At 63.6% G+C, this 20,105-nt stretch carries 18 protein-coding genes; 9 read left to right on the top strand and 9 right to left on the bottom strand.

Translation table 11 applies throughout. The features are described from left to right. Nucleotide 1: 1 nt before the first annotated feature. A complete protein-coding gene (locus LB558_RS28465; protein WP_224700578.1) occupies nucleotides 2-463 on the bottom strand; it encodes a (2Fe-2S)-binding protein in 462 nt (153 codons plus the stop codon). Nucleotides 464-584: 121 nt separating this feature from the next. Between LB558_RS28465 and LB558_RS28460 the strand changes: the two genes are divergently transcribed. After that, nucleotides 585-1,184, top strand: a complete 600-nt coding sequence (locus tag LB558_RS28460; RefSeq protein WP_224700577.1) for a TetR/AcrR family transcriptional regulator — start codon at nucleotides 585-587, stop codon at nucleotides 1,182-1,184. Between the two features lie 147 nt (nucleotides 1,185-1,331). Here LB558_RS28460 and LB558_RS28455 read toward each other — a convergent pair whose 3' ends face one another. The 3 genes from LB558_RS28455 to LB558_RS28445 all read right to left on the bottom strand — a co-directional run bounded on the left by LB558_RS28455 (nucleotide 1,332) and on the right by LB558_RS28445 (nucleotide 4,570). Beyond that, nucleotides 1,332-2,462: a patatin-like phospholipase family protein gene (locus LB558_RS28455; RefSeq protein ID WP_224700576.1), complete on the bottom strand. Its 1,131-nt coding sequence runs from the start codon at nucleotides 2,460-2,462 to the stop codon at nucleotides 1,332-1,334. 49 nt (nucleotides 2,463-2,511) lie between these two features. Next, nucleotides 2,512-3,294: a 3-hydroxybutyrate dehydrogenase gene (locus tag LB558_RS28450; protein WP_224700575.1), complete on the bottom strand. Its 783-nt coding sequence runs from the start codon at nucleotides 3,292-3,294 to the stop codon at nucleotides 2,512-2,514. A gap of 187 nt (nucleotides 3,295-3,481) precedes the next feature. Continuing rightward, nucleotides 3,482-4,570: a citrate synthase/methylcitrate synthase gene (locus tag LB558_RS28445; protein ID WP_224700574.1), complete on the bottom strand. Its 1,089-nt coding sequence runs from the start codon at nucleotides 4,568-4,570 to the stop codon at nucleotides 3,482-3,484. Between the two features lie 93 nt (nucleotides 4,571-4,663). On the opposite strand from LB558_RS28445, the gene LB558_RS28440 reads away from it, so the two are divergent. Continuing rightward, nucleotides 4,664-5,803 carry a citrate synthase gene (locus LB558_RS28440; RefSeq protein ID WP_224700573.1) on the top strand — a complete coding sequence of 380 codons (1,140 nt, stop codon included), beginning with the start codon at nucleotides 4,664-4,666 and terminating at the stop codon, nucleotides 5,801-5,803. A 21-nt stretch (nucleotides 5,804-5,824) separates the two neighbouring features. On the opposite strand, the gene phaR is transcribed toward LB558_RS28440, so the two are convergent. Then, complete coding sequence (gene phaR / locus LB558_RS28435) at nucleotides 5,825-6,436, bottom strand: polyhydroxyalkanoate synthesis repressor PhaR (RefSeq protein WP_023814312.1); 612 nt, start codon at nucleotides 6,434-6,436, stop codon at nucleotides 5,825-5,827. Nucleotides 6,437-6,736: 300 nt separating this feature from the next. Between phaR and LB558_RS28430 the strand changes: the two genes are divergently transcribed. The 6 genes from LB558_RS28430 to LB558_RS28405 all read left to right on the top strand — a co-directional run bounded on the left by LB558_RS28430 (nucleotide 6,737) and on the right by LB558_RS28405 (nucleotide 14,823). Further along, nucleotides 6,737-7,915, top strand: coding sequence for an acetyl-CoA C-acetyltransferase (locus LB558_RS28430; protein ID WP_224700572.1), 1,179 nt, complete (start codon nucleotides 6,737-6,739; stop codon nucleotides 7,913-7,915). A gap of 92 nt (nucleotides 7,916-8,007) precedes the next feature. Continuing rightward, the gene (gene phbB / locus LB558_RS28425; RefSeq protein ID WP_224700571.1) at nucleotides 8,008-8,733 is read left to right on the top strand and encodes an acetoacetyl-CoA reductase; all 726 of its coding nucleotides are present in this window, start codon (nucleotides 8,008-8,010) and stop codon (nucleotides 8,731-8,733) included. 740 nt (nucleotides 8,734-9,473) lie between these two features. After that, nucleotides 9,474-12,899 carry a helicase-related protein gene (locus tag LB558_RS28420; protein ID WP_224700570.1) on the top strand — a complete coding sequence of 1,142 codons (3,426 nt, stop codon included), beginning with the start codon at nucleotides 9,474-9,476 and terminating at the stop codon, nucleotides 12,897-12,899. 16 nt (nucleotides 12,900-12,915) lie between these two features. Further along, nucleotides 12,916-13,302, top strand: coding sequence for an RNA-binding S4 domain-containing protein (locus tag LB558_RS28415; RefSeq protein ID WP_127297242.1), 387 nt, complete (start codon nucleotides 12,916-12,918; stop codon nucleotides 13,300-13,302). A 233-nt stretch (nucleotides 13,303-13,535) separates the two neighbouring features. After that, on the top strand, nucleotides 13,536-13,874 hold the full coding sequence (fdxA, locus tag LB558_RS28410) for a ferredoxin FdxA (protein ID WP_023699302.1): 339 nt from the start codon (nucleotides 13,536-13,538) through the stop codon (nucleotides 13,872-13,874). A gap of 367 nt (nucleotides 13,875-14,241) precedes the next feature. Beyond that, the gene (locus LB558_RS28405; protein ID WP_013529179.1) at nucleotides 14,242-14,823 is read left to right on the top strand and encodes a CarD family transcriptional regulator; all 582 of its coding nucleotides are present in this window, start codon (nucleotides 14,242-14,244) and stop codon (nucleotides 14,821-14,823) included. A gap of 83 nt (nucleotides 14,824-14,906) precedes the next feature. Here the strand turns inward: LB558_RS28405 and LB558_RS28400 are convergent, their stop codons facing one another. The 3 genes from LB558_RS28400 to LB558_RS28390 all read right to left on the bottom strand — a co-directional run bounded on the left by LB558_RS28400 (nucleotide 14,907) and on the right by LB558_RS28390 (nucleotide 17,270). Beyond that, nucleotides 14,907-15,680: an amino acid ABC transporter ATP-binding protein gene (locus LB558_RS28400; protein ID WP_224700569.1), complete on the bottom strand. Its 774-nt coding sequence runs from the start codon at nucleotides 15,678-15,680 to the stop codon at nucleotides 14,907-14,909. After that, complete coding sequence (locus LB558_RS28395; protein WP_127267252.1) at nucleotides 15,677-16,357, bottom strand: amino acid ABC transporter permease; 681 nt, start codon at nucleotides 16,355-16,357, stop codon at nucleotides 15,677-15,679. Before LB558_RS28395 ends, LB558_RS28400 begins: the two co-directional genes overlap by 4 nt. Before the next feature lie 139 nt (nucleotides 16,358-16,496). Further along, nucleotides 16,497-17,270: an amino acid ABC transporter substrate-binding protein gene (locus LB558_RS28390; protein ID WP_127260379.1), complete on the bottom strand. Its 774-nt coding sequence runs from the start codon at nucleotides 17,268-17,270 to the stop codon at nucleotides 16,497-16,499. A gap of 311 nt (nucleotides 17,271-17,581) precedes the next feature. Here LB558_RS28390 and LB558_RS28385 point away from each other — a divergent pair, with 311 nt between their 5' ends. Continuing rightward, on the top strand, nucleotides 17,582-18,445 hold the full coding sequence (locus LB558_RS28385) for an RNA polymerase factor sigma-32 (RefSeq protein WP_224700568.1): 864 nt from the start codon (nucleotides 17,582-17,584) through the stop codon (nucleotides 18,443-18,445). A 24-nt stretch (nucleotides 18,446-18,469) separates the two neighbouring features. On the opposite strand, the gene LB558_RS28380 is transcribed toward LB558_RS28385, so the two are convergent. Further along, nucleotides 18,470-19,939 carry a M48 family metalloprotease gene (locus LB558_RS28380; RefSeq protein WP_164754363.1) on the bottom strand — a complete coding sequence of 490 codons (1,470 nt, stop codon included), beginning with the start codon at nucleotides 19,937-19,939 and terminating at the stop codon, nucleotides 18,470-18,472. Between the last annotated feature and the right edge of the window lie 166 nt (nucleotides 19,940-20,105).

Here is a 20,105-nt window from a genome sequence, read left to right as displayed (position 1 = left end):
GTCAGAGCCCCGCCGTCTTGAGCGCCGCGGCCTTCTTGATGGCCGAGCGTATCTTCGGATAGGTGCCGCAGCGGCAGAGATTGCCGCCCATGGCGTTGTCGATGTCGGCGTCGCTCGGATCGGCGACCTCGTCGAGCAGCGCCACCGCGCTCATGATCTGGCCCGCCTGGCAATAGCCGCATTGCGCGACCTGTTCCTCCAGCCATGCCTGCTGCACCGGATGCAGTCCGTCTGCTGTGCCGATGCCTTCAATGGTGGTGACAGCGCCGCTGACCTGGCCAACTGGAAGCGAGCAAGAACGCACCGGCTGACCGTCGACATGCACGGTGCAGGCGCCGCACGCGGCGATGCCGCAGCCGAATTTTGGCCCTGTCTTGCCAATGAGATCGCGCAGCGCCCATAGCAGCGGCATGTCCGGATCGGCATCGATATCGAATGACTGCCCGTCGACGGTGAGGCGCATGGGGATACCCTTTGTTGTCGTCCACTGCCAAGGGCGAAGCGGCCTCCCGGCCATTTCGCTAATACAGGTTGACAAATTTCGTCATTTTGTCAATCTAGATTTTGCAGGATAGAATTGCTCCATGAGCCAGATCGAAGACATCGCCGCCACAGACCCCAAGCGCGTCCGTATCCTGGATGGCGCGATGAAGGTGTTTTTGGCCTATGGCTTCTCGCGCACCACCATGGACGATATAGCCCGTGCCGCAGACATGTCGCGCCCGGCGCTCTATCTTCTGTTCAGGAACAAGACCGACATTTTCCGGGCCATCGCCATGATGATCCTGTCGCGCTCGGTCGAGGCCGCAAAATTAGCCCTGTCCGGCGACGGCCCTTTCACCGAGCGGATGATGCGAGCCATCGATGAGGCATTTATCTCGATGATGAGCGCGGTCATTGCCTCGCCGCATGGCGCCGAGCTGCTGGACATGAAATCGAGCCTTGGCGATCTGGTGGGCTGCTGGCGCGGCGGGCTTGGCCAACACATCAGCGGCGCGATAGAGGGCGAGGCAGCCAGGAACGGCGTCGATCTGGCGGCCAGGGGCCTGTCGGCGCAACTGCTTGCCGATATGCTGCTCGACGGGCTGGAAGGCATGAAGGCGCGGATCAGAGATCCGGAAGGGCAGCGGCAGGCGGCCGCTGCCCTGATCAGGGTGATCGACCTGACCTTGAAACCGGGGTGAAGCCAAGCTGTGCCGAGATTCAGGTAAGGCCGAGCCGAAAATGGTGGTTTCCGAGAACCGGAACGGAGCGTACTTTTGGGTACGTGAGTACCGGAAGCGCAAGAAACCGCCATTTGCAGGCCGGCATCACCTGAATATCGACACAGCTCAGGCCCGACGGCGAACCACCTCAGGATTCTTGCGCACAGCGAGGAATTCCTTGACCCGCCGCCCAGGAGCTGGACCGCGCACCGGCTTGAAGCCGTCATCGAGTTCGCCGGAGAGATCGAGCGTCGGTCGGTTGCCGACGGCGTCGTAATTCTCTTCCAGCCAGTCGCTGGCGGCGGTGCGGCCGAGATCGCGGAGATAGGTCAGGAACGCCCATTCGGCATTGACCTTCGATGACGCCGACAGGTCCTTGAACGCCTCATCGGCATCGATGCGGTGCATACGGATGTCGCGGTATTCGCCCTGCGGCAGACGGCCGGCAGCGATCAGTTCCTTGACGAAGGCGATCGAGCGGAATTCGCGCAACAGCCCGGCGTTGAAGGTGATCTCGTCGATGCGGTTCTGGATCTCGTTGGCGCTCCTTGGTGTTCCTTCCCGTACCACCGGATTGATTTGCACCAGGAGCACGTCCTCGGTCGCCGCCGTCTTGAAGAACGGATAAAGCGCCGGATTGCCGCCATAGCCGCCATCCCAGTAGGGCACGCCCTTGATCTCGACGGCGCGGAACAGTTGCGGCAGGCAGGCCGAGGCCATCACCGTGTCGAGGTCGATCTCGCCGTCGGAAAAGACGCGCAACTGTCCGGTCTCGACATTGGTCGCCGAGATGAACAGTTCCATCGACTTGCAGGCGCGGACATTGTCGAAATCGATCTCCTGCTGCACCACGTCGCGCAACGGGTTGAGGCCGAGCGGATTGGCGACATAGGGTGAGAACACCCGCGACATGGTGTCGAAGAAGAGATAGCCGGGCGTGTTCTCGATCGACCAGTTGCCCCAGGCGACATCCCACGGCATGCGCTGCACCGGGCTGAACCGGCCCTTGGCCGCCACCGCACGCCAGAAATCGTCGAGTTTTTGCCGCGCGCCTTCGACACCGCCGCGGACAAAACCGTCGGCCAGCGCCACCGCATTCATGGCGCCGGCGCTGGTGCCGGACACTGCTGATATCTCCAGCCGTCCGTCCTCCAGAAGGCAGTCGAGCACACCCCAGGAAAAGGCCCCGTGCGAGCCGCCGCCCTGAAGCGCTACGTTGATTTTCTTCGTCTCCTCCGCCTTGCCGTTTTTGGTCATGGCGTCGTCCTTGATCTGTCTGTTTGGGTCGATGAGAAAATTCTGCGCCTCACGCGGCGGTCCAGCCGCCGTCGACCGAGAGATGCGTGCCGTTGATCTGCGCTGCCGCATCCGAGCACAGGAACACCGCCGCTGCCGCGATCTGCTCGACCGTGACGAATTCCTTCGTCGGCTGCTTGTCCAGCATGACCTCACGGATGACGGTCTCGCGGTCCATGGTGTGGGCTTTCATCTGGTCGGGGATCTGCGCCTCGACCAGCGGCGTCAGCACATAGCCGGGGCAGATGGCGTTGCAGGTGATTTTTTCACGCGCCAGTTCGAGCGCAACGGTCTTGGTCAATCCCATGATGCCGTGCTTGGCCGAGACATAGGCCGACTTGAACGGCGACGCGACCAGGCCATGCGCCGAGGCGATGTTGACGATCCGGCCGCCGCCGGCCTTTTTCATCAGCGGAATGGCGGCGGCGATGGTGTGGAACGCCGACGACAGGTTGATGGCGATGATCGCATCCCATTTCTCGATCGGGAACTCCTCCACCGGCGCGACATGCTGGATGCCGGCATTGTTGACCAGGATATCGACCGAACCGAATGTCTCAGTCGCCTTGGCGATCAGCGCCCGGCATTCGGCCGGCTTCGACATGTCGGCCTTGATATAGGCAGTCTTCACCTTGTGCTGTCTGGCGATCGCGTCAGTGATGGCGTGGTCGGCGGCCGTATCGGAAAAGGAATTGACGACCACGTTGTGGCCTTCGGCCGCCAGCGCCTGGGCGATAGCCAAGCCAATGCCCGATGTGGAGCCGGTGATAATTGCGGTTTTCCTGGTGGCCAAGGGTGGATTCCTCTGGTTGCGGCAAGAGCGGGCTTATGTTGCAGTGCAGCATATATGCTCAATGCGACGCAATAACAGCGGCCAGAATTTTCGGGGAGATGAAATTTTCGTCATGAGCGACCACACGGCCGCTCATCAGGAGGATATTGATTGGATCGCCCGTCGCTAGCCAGGCGCCGAAAGAACCTCAGGCAACCAGACCCGGCACCGGCCCGACATAACGCGATTGCGGCCGGATCAGCCGTCCGGTCGTCTGCTGCTCGCGCGCATGGGCAATCCAGCCGCCCACGCGCCCGGCGGCGAAGACATTGCTGAAGGCTGATGGCGGGAAACCCGCCGCTTCCAGCACCAGCGCGGTGTAGAACTCGACATTGGTCTGCAGCGAGCGCTGTGGCTTGGCGATCCGAAGCACCTCGAGCGAGGTTTGCTCGACCGTCTCCGCAAAGGCCAGCCGGCGGCCGGTTTCACCCTCGCTGCCGAGTTGCCGCACAACGGCTTTCAACACATCGGCGCGCGGATCACGCACACGGTAGACGCGGTGACCGAAGCCCATGATGCGCCTGCCTTGCGCGATCTCGTCGCGCAGCCAGCCGGCGGCATCGCCATGCGCCTGGATCGCATCCAGCATCTCGATCACCGGACCTGGCGCGCCGCCATGCAGCGGCCCCTTGAGCGCGCCGAGCCCAGCCAGCACGGACGATGTCAGGCCGGCCTGCGTCGAGGCCACCACGCGCGTCGCAAAGGTCGATGCGTTGAGACCGTGGTCGCAGACGGTCACCAGATAGGTGTCGAGCGCCTTCGCCAGCGCGGGCGAGGCGACGCTGCCGTTCAGCATCCTCAGCATGTCGGCGGCATGATCGTCCCGGCTGTCCGGCGCGATCGGCTGCTCGCCGCGCTGCAGGCGCAGCAGGGCCGGCGTCAGCACGGCGGGCGCTGCGATGAGCAGTAAGGCGTTCGTCAATGTGTCTCCGTCCGGCAGCAACGCCGTGCCGGCACGCATGGCGCTGTAGACATCGAGCGACGCCAGCAAGGGCAGCGAGGGCCACAGTCGTTCGAACACGTCCGCACGCGCCTGGCCCAGCGCCCGCGTCAGGTCCGCATCGCCGGGAAGATCGTCGAAAAAGCCATCCAGCAGCAGCCCGACCACCTGCGCATAGTTCCAGCGGCCGGCCAGCTCCGGCAGCGAATGACCTCGGATCGTCAGACGGCCGCCAAGACCATCCACATCGGAAAGCACGGTTTCCGCCGCCACCACGTCATCGAGCCCATTCGCCATAGCCTTGCCTCCTTGAAGCATTTCCGGCTCGGAGATAAGGGTGGGCAACACATCCATCAATCTTGATCAATAGAATCAATATCAGAGCCCGATATGTCCGAGTGGTTGTCACGGGAAGAAGCGCTTGAACGCCTCAAGGTGCGGGCGCAGACGCTCTACGCCTACGTCAGCCGTGGCCGCATCGGCATGCGGCCCGACCGCGCCGATCCGCGCCGCAGCCAGTATCGTGCCGACGATATTGCCGCACTAGCGATCCGCCGGGCACGCGGCCGCAGCCCGTCAGTCATCGCTGAAAGCGCCATTGCCTGGGGCGAGCCCTCGATCGCAACGGCGATTTCGACCGTCTCACACGGTCGGCTCATCTATCGCGGGCAGGACGCCGCGGTGCTCTCCGGGCACGCCTCACTGGAAGAAGCCGCCGCCGTTCTCTGGGCTCTGCCGGAACCGGTGGCTTTCGAAGCACCATCGCCGGACGCACCCGATCAAGCTGGCCGAGCCTCGGCTTTTGCGCAACTTGCCGTGCTTGCCGGCCAGGGACGCCCATCGCTTGGGCGCAGCGCCGCCTCGCTGCATGCCGATGCTGCGCACGCGGTCGGCGTGCTGGCCGGCACGCTGGGCGCACCGGCGGGATCAGATCCGGTCCATCAGCGGCTGGCGCAGGACTGGTCGGTGGATGCCGACGGCGCCGAAGCGATCCGCCGCGCGCTTGTCCTGCTTGCCGATCACGAACTGAACGCGTCGACCTTCGCCGCGCGCGTCGCAGCCTCGACCGGCGCGCCGCTGGCCGCTTGCCTTCTGGCAGGGCTCGCGACGCTGTCAGGCCCTCGCCATGGCGGCGCCGGCGAGGCGGTGATGCAATTGGCCGAGGATGCGGCGCGGCATGGCGCCGATGCGACGATCCGGCGCTGGCTCAGTCATGACCGGCCGCTGCCGGGGTTCGGTCATCAGCTCTATCCTGACGGCGATCCCCGAGGGGCGGCGCTTCTGTCGGTGATCGAGGTTGACGGCACACTATCGTCGCTGCGCGACGCTGCCCTTGCCGCGACCGGCGCGCTTCCCAACATCGACTTTGGGCTGGCGGCGCTGACGCGCAGCCTTGGCTTGCCGCGCGATACGCCGTTCCGCCTGTTTGCGCTCGCACGCAGCGTCGGCTGGGCCGCGCACACGGTCGAACAGATAACAAGCGGAAGTGTCATCAGGCCGCGCGGCCGCTATGAGGGCGCGCTGGTGTAAGGTCGCAAGAGCGCCAAGCGCTCAGGACATCGTGTCGAGCTTGCGCTGCATGGCCGCGATCTGGTCCTTCAGTTCCTGAAGATCGTCGGGCTTGTCAGGCGTTTCCTTCCTGGCCGGCTCGGGCGACGGCGCAGCGGCTGGCGCGGTGCCAGCGGGCGGGAATGGCGTGAACAGCCGCATCGCATTCTGGAACATTTCCATGTTGCGGCGTGTCTGTTCCTCCAGCGCCTTGATCGGCGTGGTGATCTTCATCATGTCGAGCGGCGACTTGCCGATCGCCCCCTTCATCTGCTCGCGAAAGCGCTCCTGCTCCTTGGAGAAGGCGAGCATCGACTGTTCGAGGAAGCTCGGCACGATCATCTGCATCTGGTCGCCGTAGTAAGCGATGAGCTGGCGCAGGAACGGGATCGGCAACATGTTCTGCCCGTCCTTGTTCTCCAGTTCGAAGATGATCTGGGTCAGCACCGGATGCGTGATGTCATCGCCGGTCTTGGCGTCCTGAACGGTGAACTCCTCGCCCTTCTTGACCATCTCGGCGAGGTCCTCGAGCGTCACATAGGTGCTGGTGCCGGTGTTGTAGAGGCGGCGATTGGCGTATTTCTTGATGATGATCGGATCGTCTTTAGCGGCCATCTACATCCTCCCGGGGACACCGGCGCGCCTCTGAGTAAGCCGCCGATAACGATTGTGCCTTTTTTGAGGATATGCGCAAAAGCCTCACAATTCCAAGCAGTTTGTGCAGTGCGGGATCACTAAATGCTGCATAGCAGGCAAAATATGCTGCGCAGCAATGGACGAATGGCCGCCACGGCTAGGCACGACCTGCTTGCGGCGCATGGGCGCCATGCCCATTTCCGGTTTGACTTGGGGTTGGGAAAGGGCAAGAAAAGTCCCCAACGACAGAACAACACCCTTTGAAGTCTGGAGAAGAAAATGTCCGCTTCCATCGTCATAGCCAGTGCGGCGCGCACGCCGGTCGGCTCCTTCAACGGCGCCTTCGCCGCCACACCGGCGCATGAGCTCGGCGCTGTCGTCATCAGGGAATTGCTGTCACGTGCCGGCGTCGAACCAAGCGAGGTCGACGAGGTCATCCTCGGCCAGGTGCTGACCGCCGCGCAAGGCCAGAACCCGGCCCGCCAGGCATCGATCAATGCCGGCCTGCCCAAGGAAACCACCGCCTGGGGCCTCAATCAGGTTTGCGGCTCGGGTCTGCGCGCCATAGCGCTCGGCATGCAGCAGATCGCCACCGGCGACGCCAAGGTGATCATCGCCGGCGGTCAGGAATCGATGTCGCTTTCGACGCATGCCCAACACCTGCGCGCCGGCGTCAAGATGGGCGACTTCAAGCTGATCGACACCATGATCAAGGACGGACTGTGGGATGCCTTCAACGGCTATCACATGGGCAACACCGCCGAAAACGTCGCGCGTCAGTTCCAGATCACCCGCGAAGACCAGGACCAGTTCGCGCTCGCCTCGCAGAACAAGGCCGAGGCCGCGCAGAAGGCCGGCAAGTTCAAGGACGAGATCGTCGCCGTCACCATCAAGGGCAAGAAGGGCGACACCATCGTCGACCAGGACGAATACATTCGCCACGGCGCCACGATCGACGCCATGACCAAGCTGAAGCCGGCTTTCGACAAGGACGGCACGGTGACCGCCGCCAACGCCTCCGGCATCAATGATGGCGCGGCCGGCGCGCTGCTGATGAGCGAAGCGGAAGCGGTGAGGCGCGGCATCACCCCGCTGGCGCGCATCGTGTCCTGGGCAACCGCCGGCGTCGATCCGCAGATCATGGGCACCGGACCTATTCCCGCCTCGCGCAAGGCCTTGGAAAAGGCCGGCTGGTCGGTCGGCGATCTCGACCTGGTCGAGGCCAACGAAGCCTTTGCGGCGCAAGCTTGCGCCGTCAACAAGGACATGGGCTGGGATCCCTCGATCGTCAACGTCAATGGCGGCGCCATCGCCATCGGCCACCCGATCGGCGCTTCGGGCGCCCGCGTCTTCAACACGCTGGTCTTCGAGATGCGCCGGCGCGGCGCCAAGAAGGGGCTGGCCACCCTGTGCATCGGCGGCGGCATGGGCGTCGCCATGTGCATCGAAGCACTCTGAAGAAGTCACTAACCGGGCGGCGCGAGCCGCCCGTTCTGTATCCAGTGCCTGCCAAGCCCGACAACAGGGCGATATCAAAAAAGGGGAAATGCATGACCAAGGTAGCAATCGTCACAGGGGGCTCGCGCGGTATCGGCGCGGCGATCTCGATCGCATTGAAGACCGCCGGCTATTCGGTTGCAGCGAACTACGCAGGCAATGACGACGCGGCTGGCAAATTCAAGGCCGAGACCGGCATTCCCGTCTACAAATGGTCGGTCGCCGATTATGATTCCTGCGCCGCCGGCATCAAGCAGGTCGAGGCCGATCTCGGCCCGGTCTCGGTGCTGGTCAACAATGCCGGCATCACCCGTGACGCCATGTTCCACAAGATCACGCGCGAACAGTGGAAAGAGGTCATCGACACCAATCTGTCCGGTGTCTTCAACATGACGCATCCGCTGTGGAGCGGCATGCGCGACCGCAAGTTCGGCCGCGTCATCACCATCTCCTCGATCAACGGCCAGAAAGGCCAGGCCGGCCAGGTCAACTATTCCGCCGCCAAGGCCGGCGACATCGGTTTCAGCAAAGCTCTCGCTCAGGAGGGAGCTCGCGCCGGCATCACCGTCAACGTCATCTGCCCCGGCTACATCGCCACCGAGATGGTCAAGGCGATCGACGAGAAGGTGCTCAACGAGCGCATCATTCCGCAGATCCCTGTCGGCCGCCTCGGCGAACCCGAAGAAATCGCGCGCTGCGTCGTCTTCCTCGCATCCGAAGATGCCGGCTTCATCACCGGCTCGACCCTCACGGCCAATGGCGGCCAATACTTCGCCTGACGACGCGGCGATGTGGGCGGAGAGATCGAGGGCCGGCACGCCGGCCCGTTTTCCGTTGCCGGCATGGCTCCCATCGATGTGCCCGCGACGGGTGCTGACCCAATCCGGCACGCAAAAGTTAACGCCAATAGCGCCACATGTGCGAAACCTGTTCTCAAGCCTGTGGATTCTCGGTGGATAAGCTGTTCACAACACAAGATGTTGGGGTGAACGAACCAAGAAAATTCCGGCATCGCTGATTCGTCGCCGATTCGTTCCGGCTTTGACCGGAACGTTAACGACGACAGCCGGAATCGCCTGCCAATTTCTTAACGCGGGTTAGGAAAGATCAACAATTTCATAATCTTGGGCGAGGCATACCAAGCCATTATGATCGTTTGTCGGCAAAGATTAACGGCAACGCCCTCCTTGCCCTCTCTAGCATGAAACGGGCCAGTTCCAGGATTCAGCATGTGGTGCGACTCGCGGTCGCAAAATCCACATGTAGCCGTGAACAAAAGCTGAATCTGCAGGAGTCACCGATTCGTCGCCGATTCGTTCCAGACTCGTTCTATCCGTTAATCCGCAGCCGGTTGAGAGCTTGACCAAAACACCTGTAGCCGCTGGCGGAACATTCCGCTTTCGCTTCGCGCCCGAAATCCCTATGTGTCGGCTGTCATACGCGTCACTTGAGGCACGCTCCCGACAACCAGAGGCCAGAAAGCCTTATTTCCAGGTCCCGGAAGCCTTATTCTAGGTCAATGAACATCCAGCCCAAACACACCGAGCCGCTGATCCTGTCGGGCCGCGACGTGACCGCCGTGCTGGGGCCGACCAACACCGGCAAGACCCATCTCGCCATCGAGCGCATGGTGGCGCATGAGAGTGGGTTCATCGGCCTGCCGCTCAGGCTTCTGGCGCGCGAGGTCTACGCCCGCGTCTGCGAAAAGGTCGGCGCCCACAAGGTCGCGCTGATCACCGGCGAGGAAAAGATCCAGCCGTCGGGCGCCAGATATTCGGTCTGCACCGTCGAGGCCATGCCGCGCGAGACCGACGCCGCCTTCGTCGCCATCGACGAGGTGCAGCTCGCCGGGGACCTCGAGCGCGGCCACATCTTCACCGACCGCATCCTGCACCTGCGCGGCCGCCAGGAAACGCTGCTGCTGGGTGCCGCCACCATGCACGGTATCCTGCAGCGCCTGCTGAGGGGTGTCTCTGTGGTGACGCGGCCAAGGCTGTCGCATCTTGCCTATGCCGGCTCCAAGAAGCTGACCCGCCTGCCGCGGCGCACGGCAATCGTCGCCTTCTCCGCCGACGAGGTCTACGCCATCGCCGAGCTGATCCGCCGCCAGCAGGGCGGTGCCGCCGTCGTGCTCGGCGCGCTCTCGCCGCGCACCCGCAACGCCCAGGTGGCATTGTTCCAGTCCGGCGATGTCGACTACCTCATCGCCACCGATGCCATCGGCATGGGTCTCAACCTCGATCTCGACCACGTCGCCTTCGCCCAGAACCGCAAGTTCGATGGCTTCCAGTATCGCAACCTGACGGCGGCCGAGCTTGGCCAGATCGCCGGCCGCGCCGGCCGGCATCTGCGCGACGGCACGTTCGGTGTCACCGGCCAGGTCGACCCGCTGGACGAAGAGCTGATCAAGAAGATCGAGGGCCACGACTTCGATCCGGTGAAGGTGCTGCAGTGGCGCACCGCGCATTTCGACTTTGCCAGCCTCGACGCGCTGAAGCGCTCGATCGAGACCAACGCCCCGGTCGAGGGCCTGACACGGGCATTGCCTGCCGTCGATGCACAGGCGCTCGAGCATCTGTCCCGCGACGAGGACATCCGCGCACTCACCACAAATGCCAAGCGCGTGGCGCTGCTGTGGGAAGCCTGCGCGCTGCCCGACTACCGCAGGATCGCGCCGGCCCAACATGCCGACCTCATTGCCTCGATTTACACGGACCTCGCACGCCACGGCCACGTCGACGAGAATTACATGGCCGAGCAGGTGCGCCGCGCCGACACCACCGAGGGCGACATCGACACGCTGTCGCATCGCATTGCCCAGATCCGCACCTGGACATTCGTGTCGAACCGGCCCGGCTGGCTGGCCGATCAGGCACACTGGCAGGAAAAGACGCGCGAAATCGAAGACAGATTGTCGGATGCGCTGCATGAGCGGTTGACGAAACGCTTCGTAGACCGCAGGACTTCCGTCCTCATGCGGCGCCTTAGAGAAAATACCATGCCTGAAGCCGAAATTAGTCCTACCGGAACCGTCCTTGTCGAAGGCCACCATGTCGGCGAGCTGCAAGGGTTCCGCTTCACCGCCGACCAGACCGCCGGCGGCGAAGACGCCAAGGCGGTGCGCACTGCTGCCCAGAAGGCGCTGGCCGCCGAGTTCGAGGCGCGCGCCGAACGCTTCGGCGCCTCGGCCAATGGCGACATCGCGCTTGGCTCGGACGGCACGCTGCGCTGGATCGGCGCGCCGATCGGCACGCTTGTATCAGGCGAAGACGCGCTGAAGCCGCGGCTGGTGCTGCTGGCCGACGAACAGCTGACCGGCCCGGCGCGCGACAAGGTCGCCGCGCGTGCCGAGCGTTTCGTCAATTTCCAGATCGAGTCGCTGTTGAAGCCGCTGGTCGACTTGAAAAACGCCGACCAGATTTCCGGCATCGGCCGTGGCATCGCCTTCCAGCTGGTCGAGAATTTCGGCCTCATCAACCGCCGCGACATCGCCGAGGAGATGAAGTCGCTCGACCAGGAAGGTCGCGCAGCCCTTCGCCGGCTTGGCGTGCGCTTCGGCGCCTACCATGTCTTCGTGCCGGCGCTGATCAAGCCGGCGCCTGCGGGACTGGTGACATTGCTGTGGGCGCTGAAGAACGACGGTAAGGACAAGCCAGGTTTTGGCGACGTGGTCCATGCGCTCGCCTCGGGTCGCACCTCGGTGGTCATCGACCCGGCCTTTGACAAGACCTTCTACAAGCTTGCCGGCTACCGCAATCTCGGCCGTCGCGCCGTGCGCATCGACATCCTGGAACGGCTGGCGGATCTGATCCGTCCGGCGACCAACTGGAAGCCCGGCCTCGGCCAGCGCCCGGACGGCGCCTATGACGGCCAGTCCTTCATGGTGACGCCGCCGATGATGTCGATCCTCGGCGCCACCGCGGACGACATGGAAGAGATCCTCAAAGGTCTCGGCTACCGTGCCGAGCCCAAGCCGGCCGTCGAGGTCAAGGCGCGGCTTGAAGCACAGGACAATGCCGCGCGAGAAGCAGCGGTGGCGAAGCTGGCAACGGAAGAAGCCGCACGATCCGAGCAGGCCAAAGCGGCCGAAGCCGCGGCAACGGATGCCGCAGCAGAGGCAGCAGTCGAAGGGTCGGAGCCGGCATCGGACGCAGTGGCCGTTTCGGAAACGGCGGCCGAAATCACCTCCGACGCCGCAGCGAAACCTGCCGCGCCTGCCGTGGAAGAACAGGCGGACGCTCCGGTCGAAACCGTGCAGGACGAAGCGCCTGTAGCCGAGGCTGCTGCTGAACCGGCACCGGTTGAACCGCAGGCAGAGGCGGAAGCTGCCGAGACTGAGGCCGCAGCGGCAGAAGAAGCTGCACCGGCCGAGCTGGTGTCAAATGCCGCGCCGGCAACGGACGCCGCGCCGGACGAACCTGTGGCGGTGGCTGAAGCAGCCGTCGGCGAAGCTGCGCCGGAAGCCGAAGCGCCAAAACCCATCCTGTTGTGGCGTCAGGGTCGTTTCGAACAGCGCCCCCGCAACCGCGACGACAACCGCAGGAACAATCGCCCACGCAACGGACAAGCGCGCGGCCGAAGCGATGCGCCTGCGGATGCCGCCGGCGCAACGGCCGCAGCCACGCCAAGTGAACGGCCGGTCCATGAAGGCCGGCGCGATGGTGCCGGCAAGCCGCGCTTCGACCGCTCGAAGTTCAAACCAAAGCCGCAGGCCGAAGGCGAACAGCGGCGTGACGGCCGGCCGCAAGGCGAGCGTCCCGACCGCCGCGAAGGCCGTCCCGACTGGAAGGGTGGCAGGCCGGATGGCAAAGGTGGTCCCGATCGAGGCCCAGGGGGCGGCAAGCCTGCCTTCCAGCCGAAGCCGCGCGAGGAGCGCCCGGTGCGCTTCGACCCGGACTCGCCCTTCGCCAAGCTCGCCGCTCTGCGCGACCAGCTGAAGAAGTAGAACCCGGCTCGCTTCGATGGTTGCCGAAGGCCGCCAGCGTATCGACAAATGGCTGTTCTTCTCACGCGCCGTGAAATCGCGCTCGCTGGCCGCAAAGCTGGTCGTCGCCGGCCGGGTTCGCATCAATCGCGACAAAGCAGCGCAGGCCTCCGATCAGGTCAAGCCAGGCGATGTCCTGACCATCACGCTCGAGCGGCGCATCTTTATCTGGAAGGTGCTCGGCGCCGGTACGCGACGCGGCCCGGCCGAGGAGGCCCGTACGCTCTACGAGGATATGTCGCCACCGCCCGCACCGAAGGGCGAAGCCCCTCCCGATGCAATTCCGGGGCTGCGCGAGGCCGGTAGCGGCCGCCCAACCAAGAAAGAACGTCGCCAGACCGACCGGTTGCTCGGCGAAGATTGATGCCTGGCGTCCCAAAACACGCAGCGGTCCTGGGACAACGACACGCCTGAGGCGAGAACTGAGCCCGGCAAACAGACGCTCTACGGGACATGACCGACTTCCGCCGGGCCTGCAGTCTGGAATTCCATTCCGGAAACACCGGCGCCGTCCGCAATGGCTACCCTTGCAAGCGATCGACAAAGGCGTTACCTGACGGAAAAAGCCCACAAAATGGGACGTCCCGGAGCCGACCGATGACCTATGTCGTGACCGACAATTGCATCAAATGCAAATACATGGACTGCATCGAAGTCTGTCCGGTCGACTGTTTCTACGAAGGCGAGAACATGCTCGTCATCCACCCCGACGAGTGCATCGATTGCGGCGTTTGCGAGCCGGAATGCCCGGCCGACGCGATCAAGCCCGACACCGAACCCGGCCTCGACAAATGGCTGCAGGTCAACACCGAATACGCCGACAAATGGCCCAACATCACCGCCAAGAAGGAACCGCCTGCCGACGCCAAATCCTTCGACGGCGAGGCCGGCAAGTTCGAGAAATACTTCTCGGCAGAGCCCGGCGAAGGCGATTGACAACACGGCCACAAAGGCCGGTATTACGCTGGGTAAAAGGCACGTCACATTAACCGGCTTGACAGCCGGCGCCGCCCTGTGGCCTTCGCGTATGCAGCAAAACCTTGATTCTTCCGACTTTTTGTGTTACATCAGCCAAACATGCCGGTGACACAACGTCGATTTATGGCGCAGACGCCCCAAATCACTGAAAGGTGAAAATCCCATTCGGACCAGAGCGATCTGGGCCAGGCGGTCGCAATGTCGCGGTTTGCCGGTCCGGCTTTTCCGATGGGTTCATCTGTTGTGCGGCTAACGATCGGCTTCCCCGATCGCGCGAGTTCGGACCGGCAGGACGCCGGTGCCACAACAAGGAGTTCAGGGCGTAATGGCAACGATCACCCCGCAGAAGAAGTCCACCGCTGCGCGTCACGGTTTCAAGACCGGCGAGTACATCGTCTATCCGGCGCACGGCGTCGGCCAGATCGTCTCGATCGACGAGCAGGAAGTTGCTGGACACAAGCTGGAACTGTTCGTCATCGACTTCTCGAAGGACAAGATGCGCCTGAAGGTGCCGGTCGCCAAGGCGACCTCCATCGGCATGCGCAAGCTGTCGGAAGAGGATTATGTCGAGCGCGCGCTGAAGGTCGTGCAGGGCCGCGCCCGCGTCAAGCGCACCATGTGGTCGCGCCGTGCTCAGGAATATGATGCGAAGATCAATTCGGGCGACCTGATCTCGATCTCGGAAGTCGTGCGCGACCTCTACCGTGCCGACAACCAGCCGGAGCAGTCCTATTCCGAGCGTCAGCTCTACGAGGCGGCGCTCGACCGCATGGCCCGCGAGATCGCGGCCGTCAACCGCATGTCGGAAACCGAAGCCGTGCGCTTGATCGAGGTCAACCTCAACAAGGGCCCCAAGCGTGGCGCCAAGGCCGACAATGAAGAGGCCGAGCAGGAAGAAGCCGCCTGATCTTTCTCACCCTTTGAATTCATGAGAAACCCGGCCTCGCGCCGGGTTTTTTGCTTTCTGGAAAGTGGCGCTGAGGGCAGCCATTACACCTCGCCGCCGCCTTCCTTCTCAGCCTCCTGCTTCAGCGTCGCAATGAACCGCTTGGTCCGCTGCTGCTCAGGGTTGTTGAACAGCACCGCGGCCGATCCCTTTTCGACGATGACACCGGCATCGAGGAACACCACTTCCTGGGCAATCTTGGAGGCGAGGCGCAGATCATGCGTCGCCATCACCATGGTCGTGCCTTCGCTGGCGAGCTTGCCAAGCACGTCCACCACCTCTTGCGCCAGTTCCGGGTCGAGCGCAGAGGTCGGCTCGTCGCAGAGCAGCACTTTCGGCGACGGCGCCAGGGCGCGGGCGATCGCCACGCGCTGCTGCTGGCCGCCCGACAAGGTCGCCGGCCAGGCGTCGGTCTTGTGCGCCATCCCCACCTTCTCCAGCAAAGCCAGCGCCCGCTCGCGTGCCCTCTCAGGTGGCCATTTCAGCACCGTCACCAAACCTTCCATGACATTCTCGATCGCGGTGCGATGCGGAAACAGCTGGAAGTTCTGGAACACCATGCCGGTCTGCAGCCGCAGGCGCTGGACATCCTTGGCCGGAACCCTGCCGCCGGGATGGAATGCGAGCGTCTCGTCGCCAATGCGCACGGTGCCGGAGGTGGGGATCTCCAGGAGGTTGATGCAGCGCAGCAGGGTGCTTTTTCCCCCGCCCGACGGGCCGACCAGCGCCGTGACGCTGCCTTCGGCAATGGTGACCGTCACGCCCTTCAGCACGAGGTTGTCGCCGAAGCGCTTTTCGATGTTGCTGAGGCCGATCATGAGCGCGCCTCCAGGAAGCCGCCATAGCGGTTGAGCCGGGTTTCCAGCCGCGTCTGCAAGGCCGACAGCACCGAACTCAGCGCCAGATAGAGGATCGCCGCCTCGACATAGAGGATCAGCGGCTCATAGGTGGTGGCGACGATGCGCTGCGCCGCCTGGAACATCTCCGGCACGGTGATGGCGGCGGCCAGCGACGTATCCTTGACCAGCGAGATGAAGGTGTTGGAAAGCGGCGGCACCGCGACCCGCCCGGCTTGCGGCAGGATGGTGCGCCGCATCGCTTGGCCCCAGGTCATGCCGATCGAATAGGCGGCTTCCCACTGGCCTTTCGGCACCGAGCCTATTGCTGCACGGATGATTTCCGACGTGTAGGCGCCGATGTTGAGCGTGAAGCCGATCAACGCCGCCGTGAAGGCGTCGAGCAGGATGCCGACCGACGGCAGGCCGTAGAAGATCAGGAACAGTTGCACCAGGAGCGGCGTGCCGCGGAAGATCCAGACATAGAAGCGCACCAGCGCGACCAGCGGTTTCGGACCAAACAGCCGGGCAAGCGCTGCACCCAACCCAACGGCCAGCCCCAGAGCGAAGGACAACAGCGTCAGCGGCACAGTGAAGATCAGCGCCGCCCACAACAGCGAAGGCAGCGACTCCAGCATCAGTTGCAGCCAGTGCGGCACGTAAGACCCTCCAGATTGGTCGAAGCAGCTTGGTCAAGGCGAGAATGCGTCGGCCATATCACGACAAAAGCGGCGGGCCGTCAAAGACGGCTCGCCGCTCGATGTGTCCTATGGGCCGCGGACCGGCCCGCCTCATGGATTACTTCGAAACGTCCTGGCCGAAATAGGTGTCGGAGATCTTCTTGTAGGTGCCGTCGGCCTTGATATCGGCCAGCGCCTTGTTGATCGCCGCGACCAGCTCCGGATCGCCCTTGCGCACGATGACGCCGGAATAGTCGGCGTTTTCCTCTTGCGCGGCGATCTTCACATTGGCATCGGGCTTGTGCTTCTTGAAGTCGAGGAACGACAGGCTGTCATTGATCGTGGCGTCGGCGCGGCCGGTCAGAAGCAGCTGGATCGACTGGTCGAAGCCATCGGTGCCGACCAGCTCGGCGCCGTTCGTTTCGGCCAGCTTGCCGAAATTCGAGGTCAGCGACTGCGCCGATTTCTTGCCCTTGAGATCGGCGAAGCTCTTGATGTCGGTATTGTCGCCGCGCACGATCAGCACCGCCTTGGAGGCGATGTAAGGATCGGAGAAATCGTACTTTGCCTTGCGGGCGTCGGTGATGCCGACTTCATTTATGACGGCGTCATAGCGATTGGCGTCGAGGCCGGCGATCAGCCCATCCCATTTGCCTTCGAGGAATTCGGCCTTGACGCCGAGCTTGTCGGCGATCGCCTTGGCGATTTCGACGTCGAAGCCGACCAGTGCGCCCGAAGTGTCATGATAGGTGAATGGCGCATAAGTGCCTTCCGTGCCGACCTTGATGACCCCAGCCTGCTTGATCTGGTCGAGATTGGCGCCGGCGTGGCCTGCGGTGACAGCCACGGCCTGCAGCGTTCCGGCGATGATGAGCGACTTGAGCCATTTCATTTTTCTGTGATCCCGTCCTTGGCCGGCTGACCGGCATGTTGTGAGCGCTGGAAACTGACAGATGCAAGTCAAAAAAATAAGGAACAGAATTTCAAAAACACCCGATTTATGAAACCAGATTCTCTAAACGGCACTTTCTACTCGTCATCGCAGCCATCGCGAACCGTGTTGGGCAGCACGATCCCGCAGCCACGGTCGCGGAACCTTTCCCGCCCATGGCAGTTCTGGCTGTTCTAGGGCACGACGCCGCCATTTCAACCCGGGCGCCAGCCAAGTTTGCAAAGTCATCCGCACCACCCAGGGAGCGCCTCATGATGGAAGACACGGCAGGACGGATCATGGTCCGCGCGGCAATGAGGGCTCCCTACCTCGAGCGTGACGAAGAGCATCGGCTTGCATTGCTCTGGAAAGAGGACAACGACCAGAACGCGCTGCACAGCATCACCGTCGCCCATATGCGGCTGGTCATTTCCATGGCTTCCAAATTCCGCCATTACGGGCTGCCGCTCGGCGACCTGGTCCAGGAGGGTCATGTCGGACTGCTCGAAGCCGCCGCCCGCTTCGAGCCGGAGCGCGAGGTGCGGTTCTCGACCTATGCGACGTGGTGGATCCGGGCCTCGATGCAGGACTACATCCTGCGCAACTGGTCGATCGTGCGTGGCGGCACCAGCTCGGCGCAGAAGGCGCTGTTCTTCAACCTGCGACGTCTGCGCGCGCGGCTGGCGAACGGCGCGGAGCCGCTGTCCAACGCCACACTCTATCGCGAGGTGTCGGAGGCGCTTGGTGTCTCCGAAGCCGATGTGGCTATGATGGATTCGCGCCTCTCGGCACCCGACTCCTCGCTCAACATGCCGATTGCCGACGATGCGGGTTCGACGGAGCGCATGGATTTCCTGGTCTCGGACGATCCGTTGCCCGACGAGATCGTCGGCGACAAGATCGATGTCGCGCGCCGCTCGCTCTGGCTGAGGGAAGCGCTTCGCGCGCTCAATGCACGTGAGCTGAGGATCATCGAGGAGCGCCGCCTGAACGACGAAGGCGCGACACTGGAAGCGCTCGGCGAAACCCTCGGCATCTCCAAGGAACGCGTCCGCCAGATCGAGGCCCGCGCCATGGAAAAGCTGAAGGTCGCCTTGGTGAAGCAGAATCCGGAGTTCATGGCGACTGCCGCCTGAACGGCGGCGGGCGTCCAGAGGCGCCTACTTGTCCGTGACGATCTTGACCTTGTCGCCGGCCGAAACCGCGGCACCAGGCGACAGGGCATTGAGGACGCGGAACAGGTCGAGCTTGCGGTCGACGCCGACCATCTGGGCCGAAAGCGAACCCATCGTCTGCCCTGGCTGGACAGTGACGACGCGGATATGCAGCGGCTTCAAAGCCGCCTTTTCGGCTGCGCTCAGGATACGGAACGAGCCGCTGACCGAACGCGCCACCGTGTCCAGCGAGGTGCTGGCTGAAGGAGCAGCGGTCAGCAGCCGGTAGACCTGGCCGCCGGCCCGGATCACCGCAATGTCGAACTGCCAGCCTTCGGCGCCGGCATGCGCGGTCGCCGCCTCATTGCCGTTGATGGTTTCCTGCTTGACGCTGCTGTCGACGAGACCAGCCACCCAGCCGCTGCGGATATAGTCGGTCAGCGCCCGGTTCTTGTCGATGGAAACGCCATCGAAACGGATCGCTATGTCGCCGGGGCCGGTGGCCGTCACCGCTGCCGCCGAATTGTCGATGATGAAGCCGTCCGGCACCGTGAACGACACGCCAAGACCCGGATGCAGGAAGGTTTCGCCGCGCACATAGCCTTCCTCGGGCGTGTCGCCATAGAGCAGGCCGTCTATGCCGGCGAGGAAGGAATCGCGGTCGCGCGTGCCGACGCCCGGCGCGCCGAACTGGCGAGCATGGCGCTGCGCCAGATCGATGCGCTGCGGCGTGTTGGGGTGCGTGGCCAGGAAGTCGAGGCTGGCATCGGTGGCGCCGCTGATCGAGCGGAAATCGGTATAGGCCGACATCGACTGAAGGAAGCGGCCTGCGGCGAAAGGATCGTAGCCGGCCTCGCCGATCGACTTGATCCCGATGGCGTCGGCTTCCAGCTCCTGGTTGCGCGAGAATTGCGCCAGCCTCAGCTTGCCGCGGATCAACGCCGCCTTGGCGGTCGGGCTGTCGCCGAGCACGTCGGAAACGACCTTGGTCGCGAGGCCTTCCTCTGCCTCGAGCTGCTGGCGCTGCAAGCCGTGATTGGCGGTGACGTGGCCCATCTCATGCGCGATGACGGCGGCAAGCTCGGCCGAATCATTGGCCAGCGCCAGCAGGCCGCGCGTAATGTAGAGATAGCCGCCCGGCAGCGCGAAGGCGTTGACGTTGGGCGAATTCAATATGGTGATGCGATAGGTCTGCGTCGGGTTGGCGGACACCACCGTCAAACTACCGACCACCTTGGCGACCATGCGCTCGAGCTTGGGGTCGGAATATTCACCGCCATAGGTCGCCAGGATGCGCGGATGCTGCGCCTTGGCCAATTCGGCGAGCTTGTTGTTGGCGCCGACATTGTCCACCGTGATCGGCTTGTCGGAAGGCTGGAAGCCGGACTCCTGGACTTCCGGCGGCGTGAACATCTGGCAGCTCGCCAGCGCCACGGCAAAACCGGCCAGCGCGAGAAAGCGCGCCAGCGGTTTCATTCCCAATGTGTTAGCGCCGATCGCCAGAACGGCTTCCTTTCCGGTCCCGGCACATGACAATGAAAATCGGGGGCGATCTTCGGAATGTTCACGTGCCATATCTCAAACTGCTGCAAATCACGGCCTGTGCCCGACCGATAGGGCGGACCTAGCCACACTCCCCCGG

The organism is Mesorhizobium sp. CO1-1-8, from assembly GCF_020164875.1.
Taxonomy (GTDB): Bacteria; Pseudomonadota; Alphaproteobacteria; order Rhizobiales; family Rhizobiaceae; genus Mesorhizobium.
This window is presented reverse-complemented; position numbering and strand designations above follow the sequence as displayed.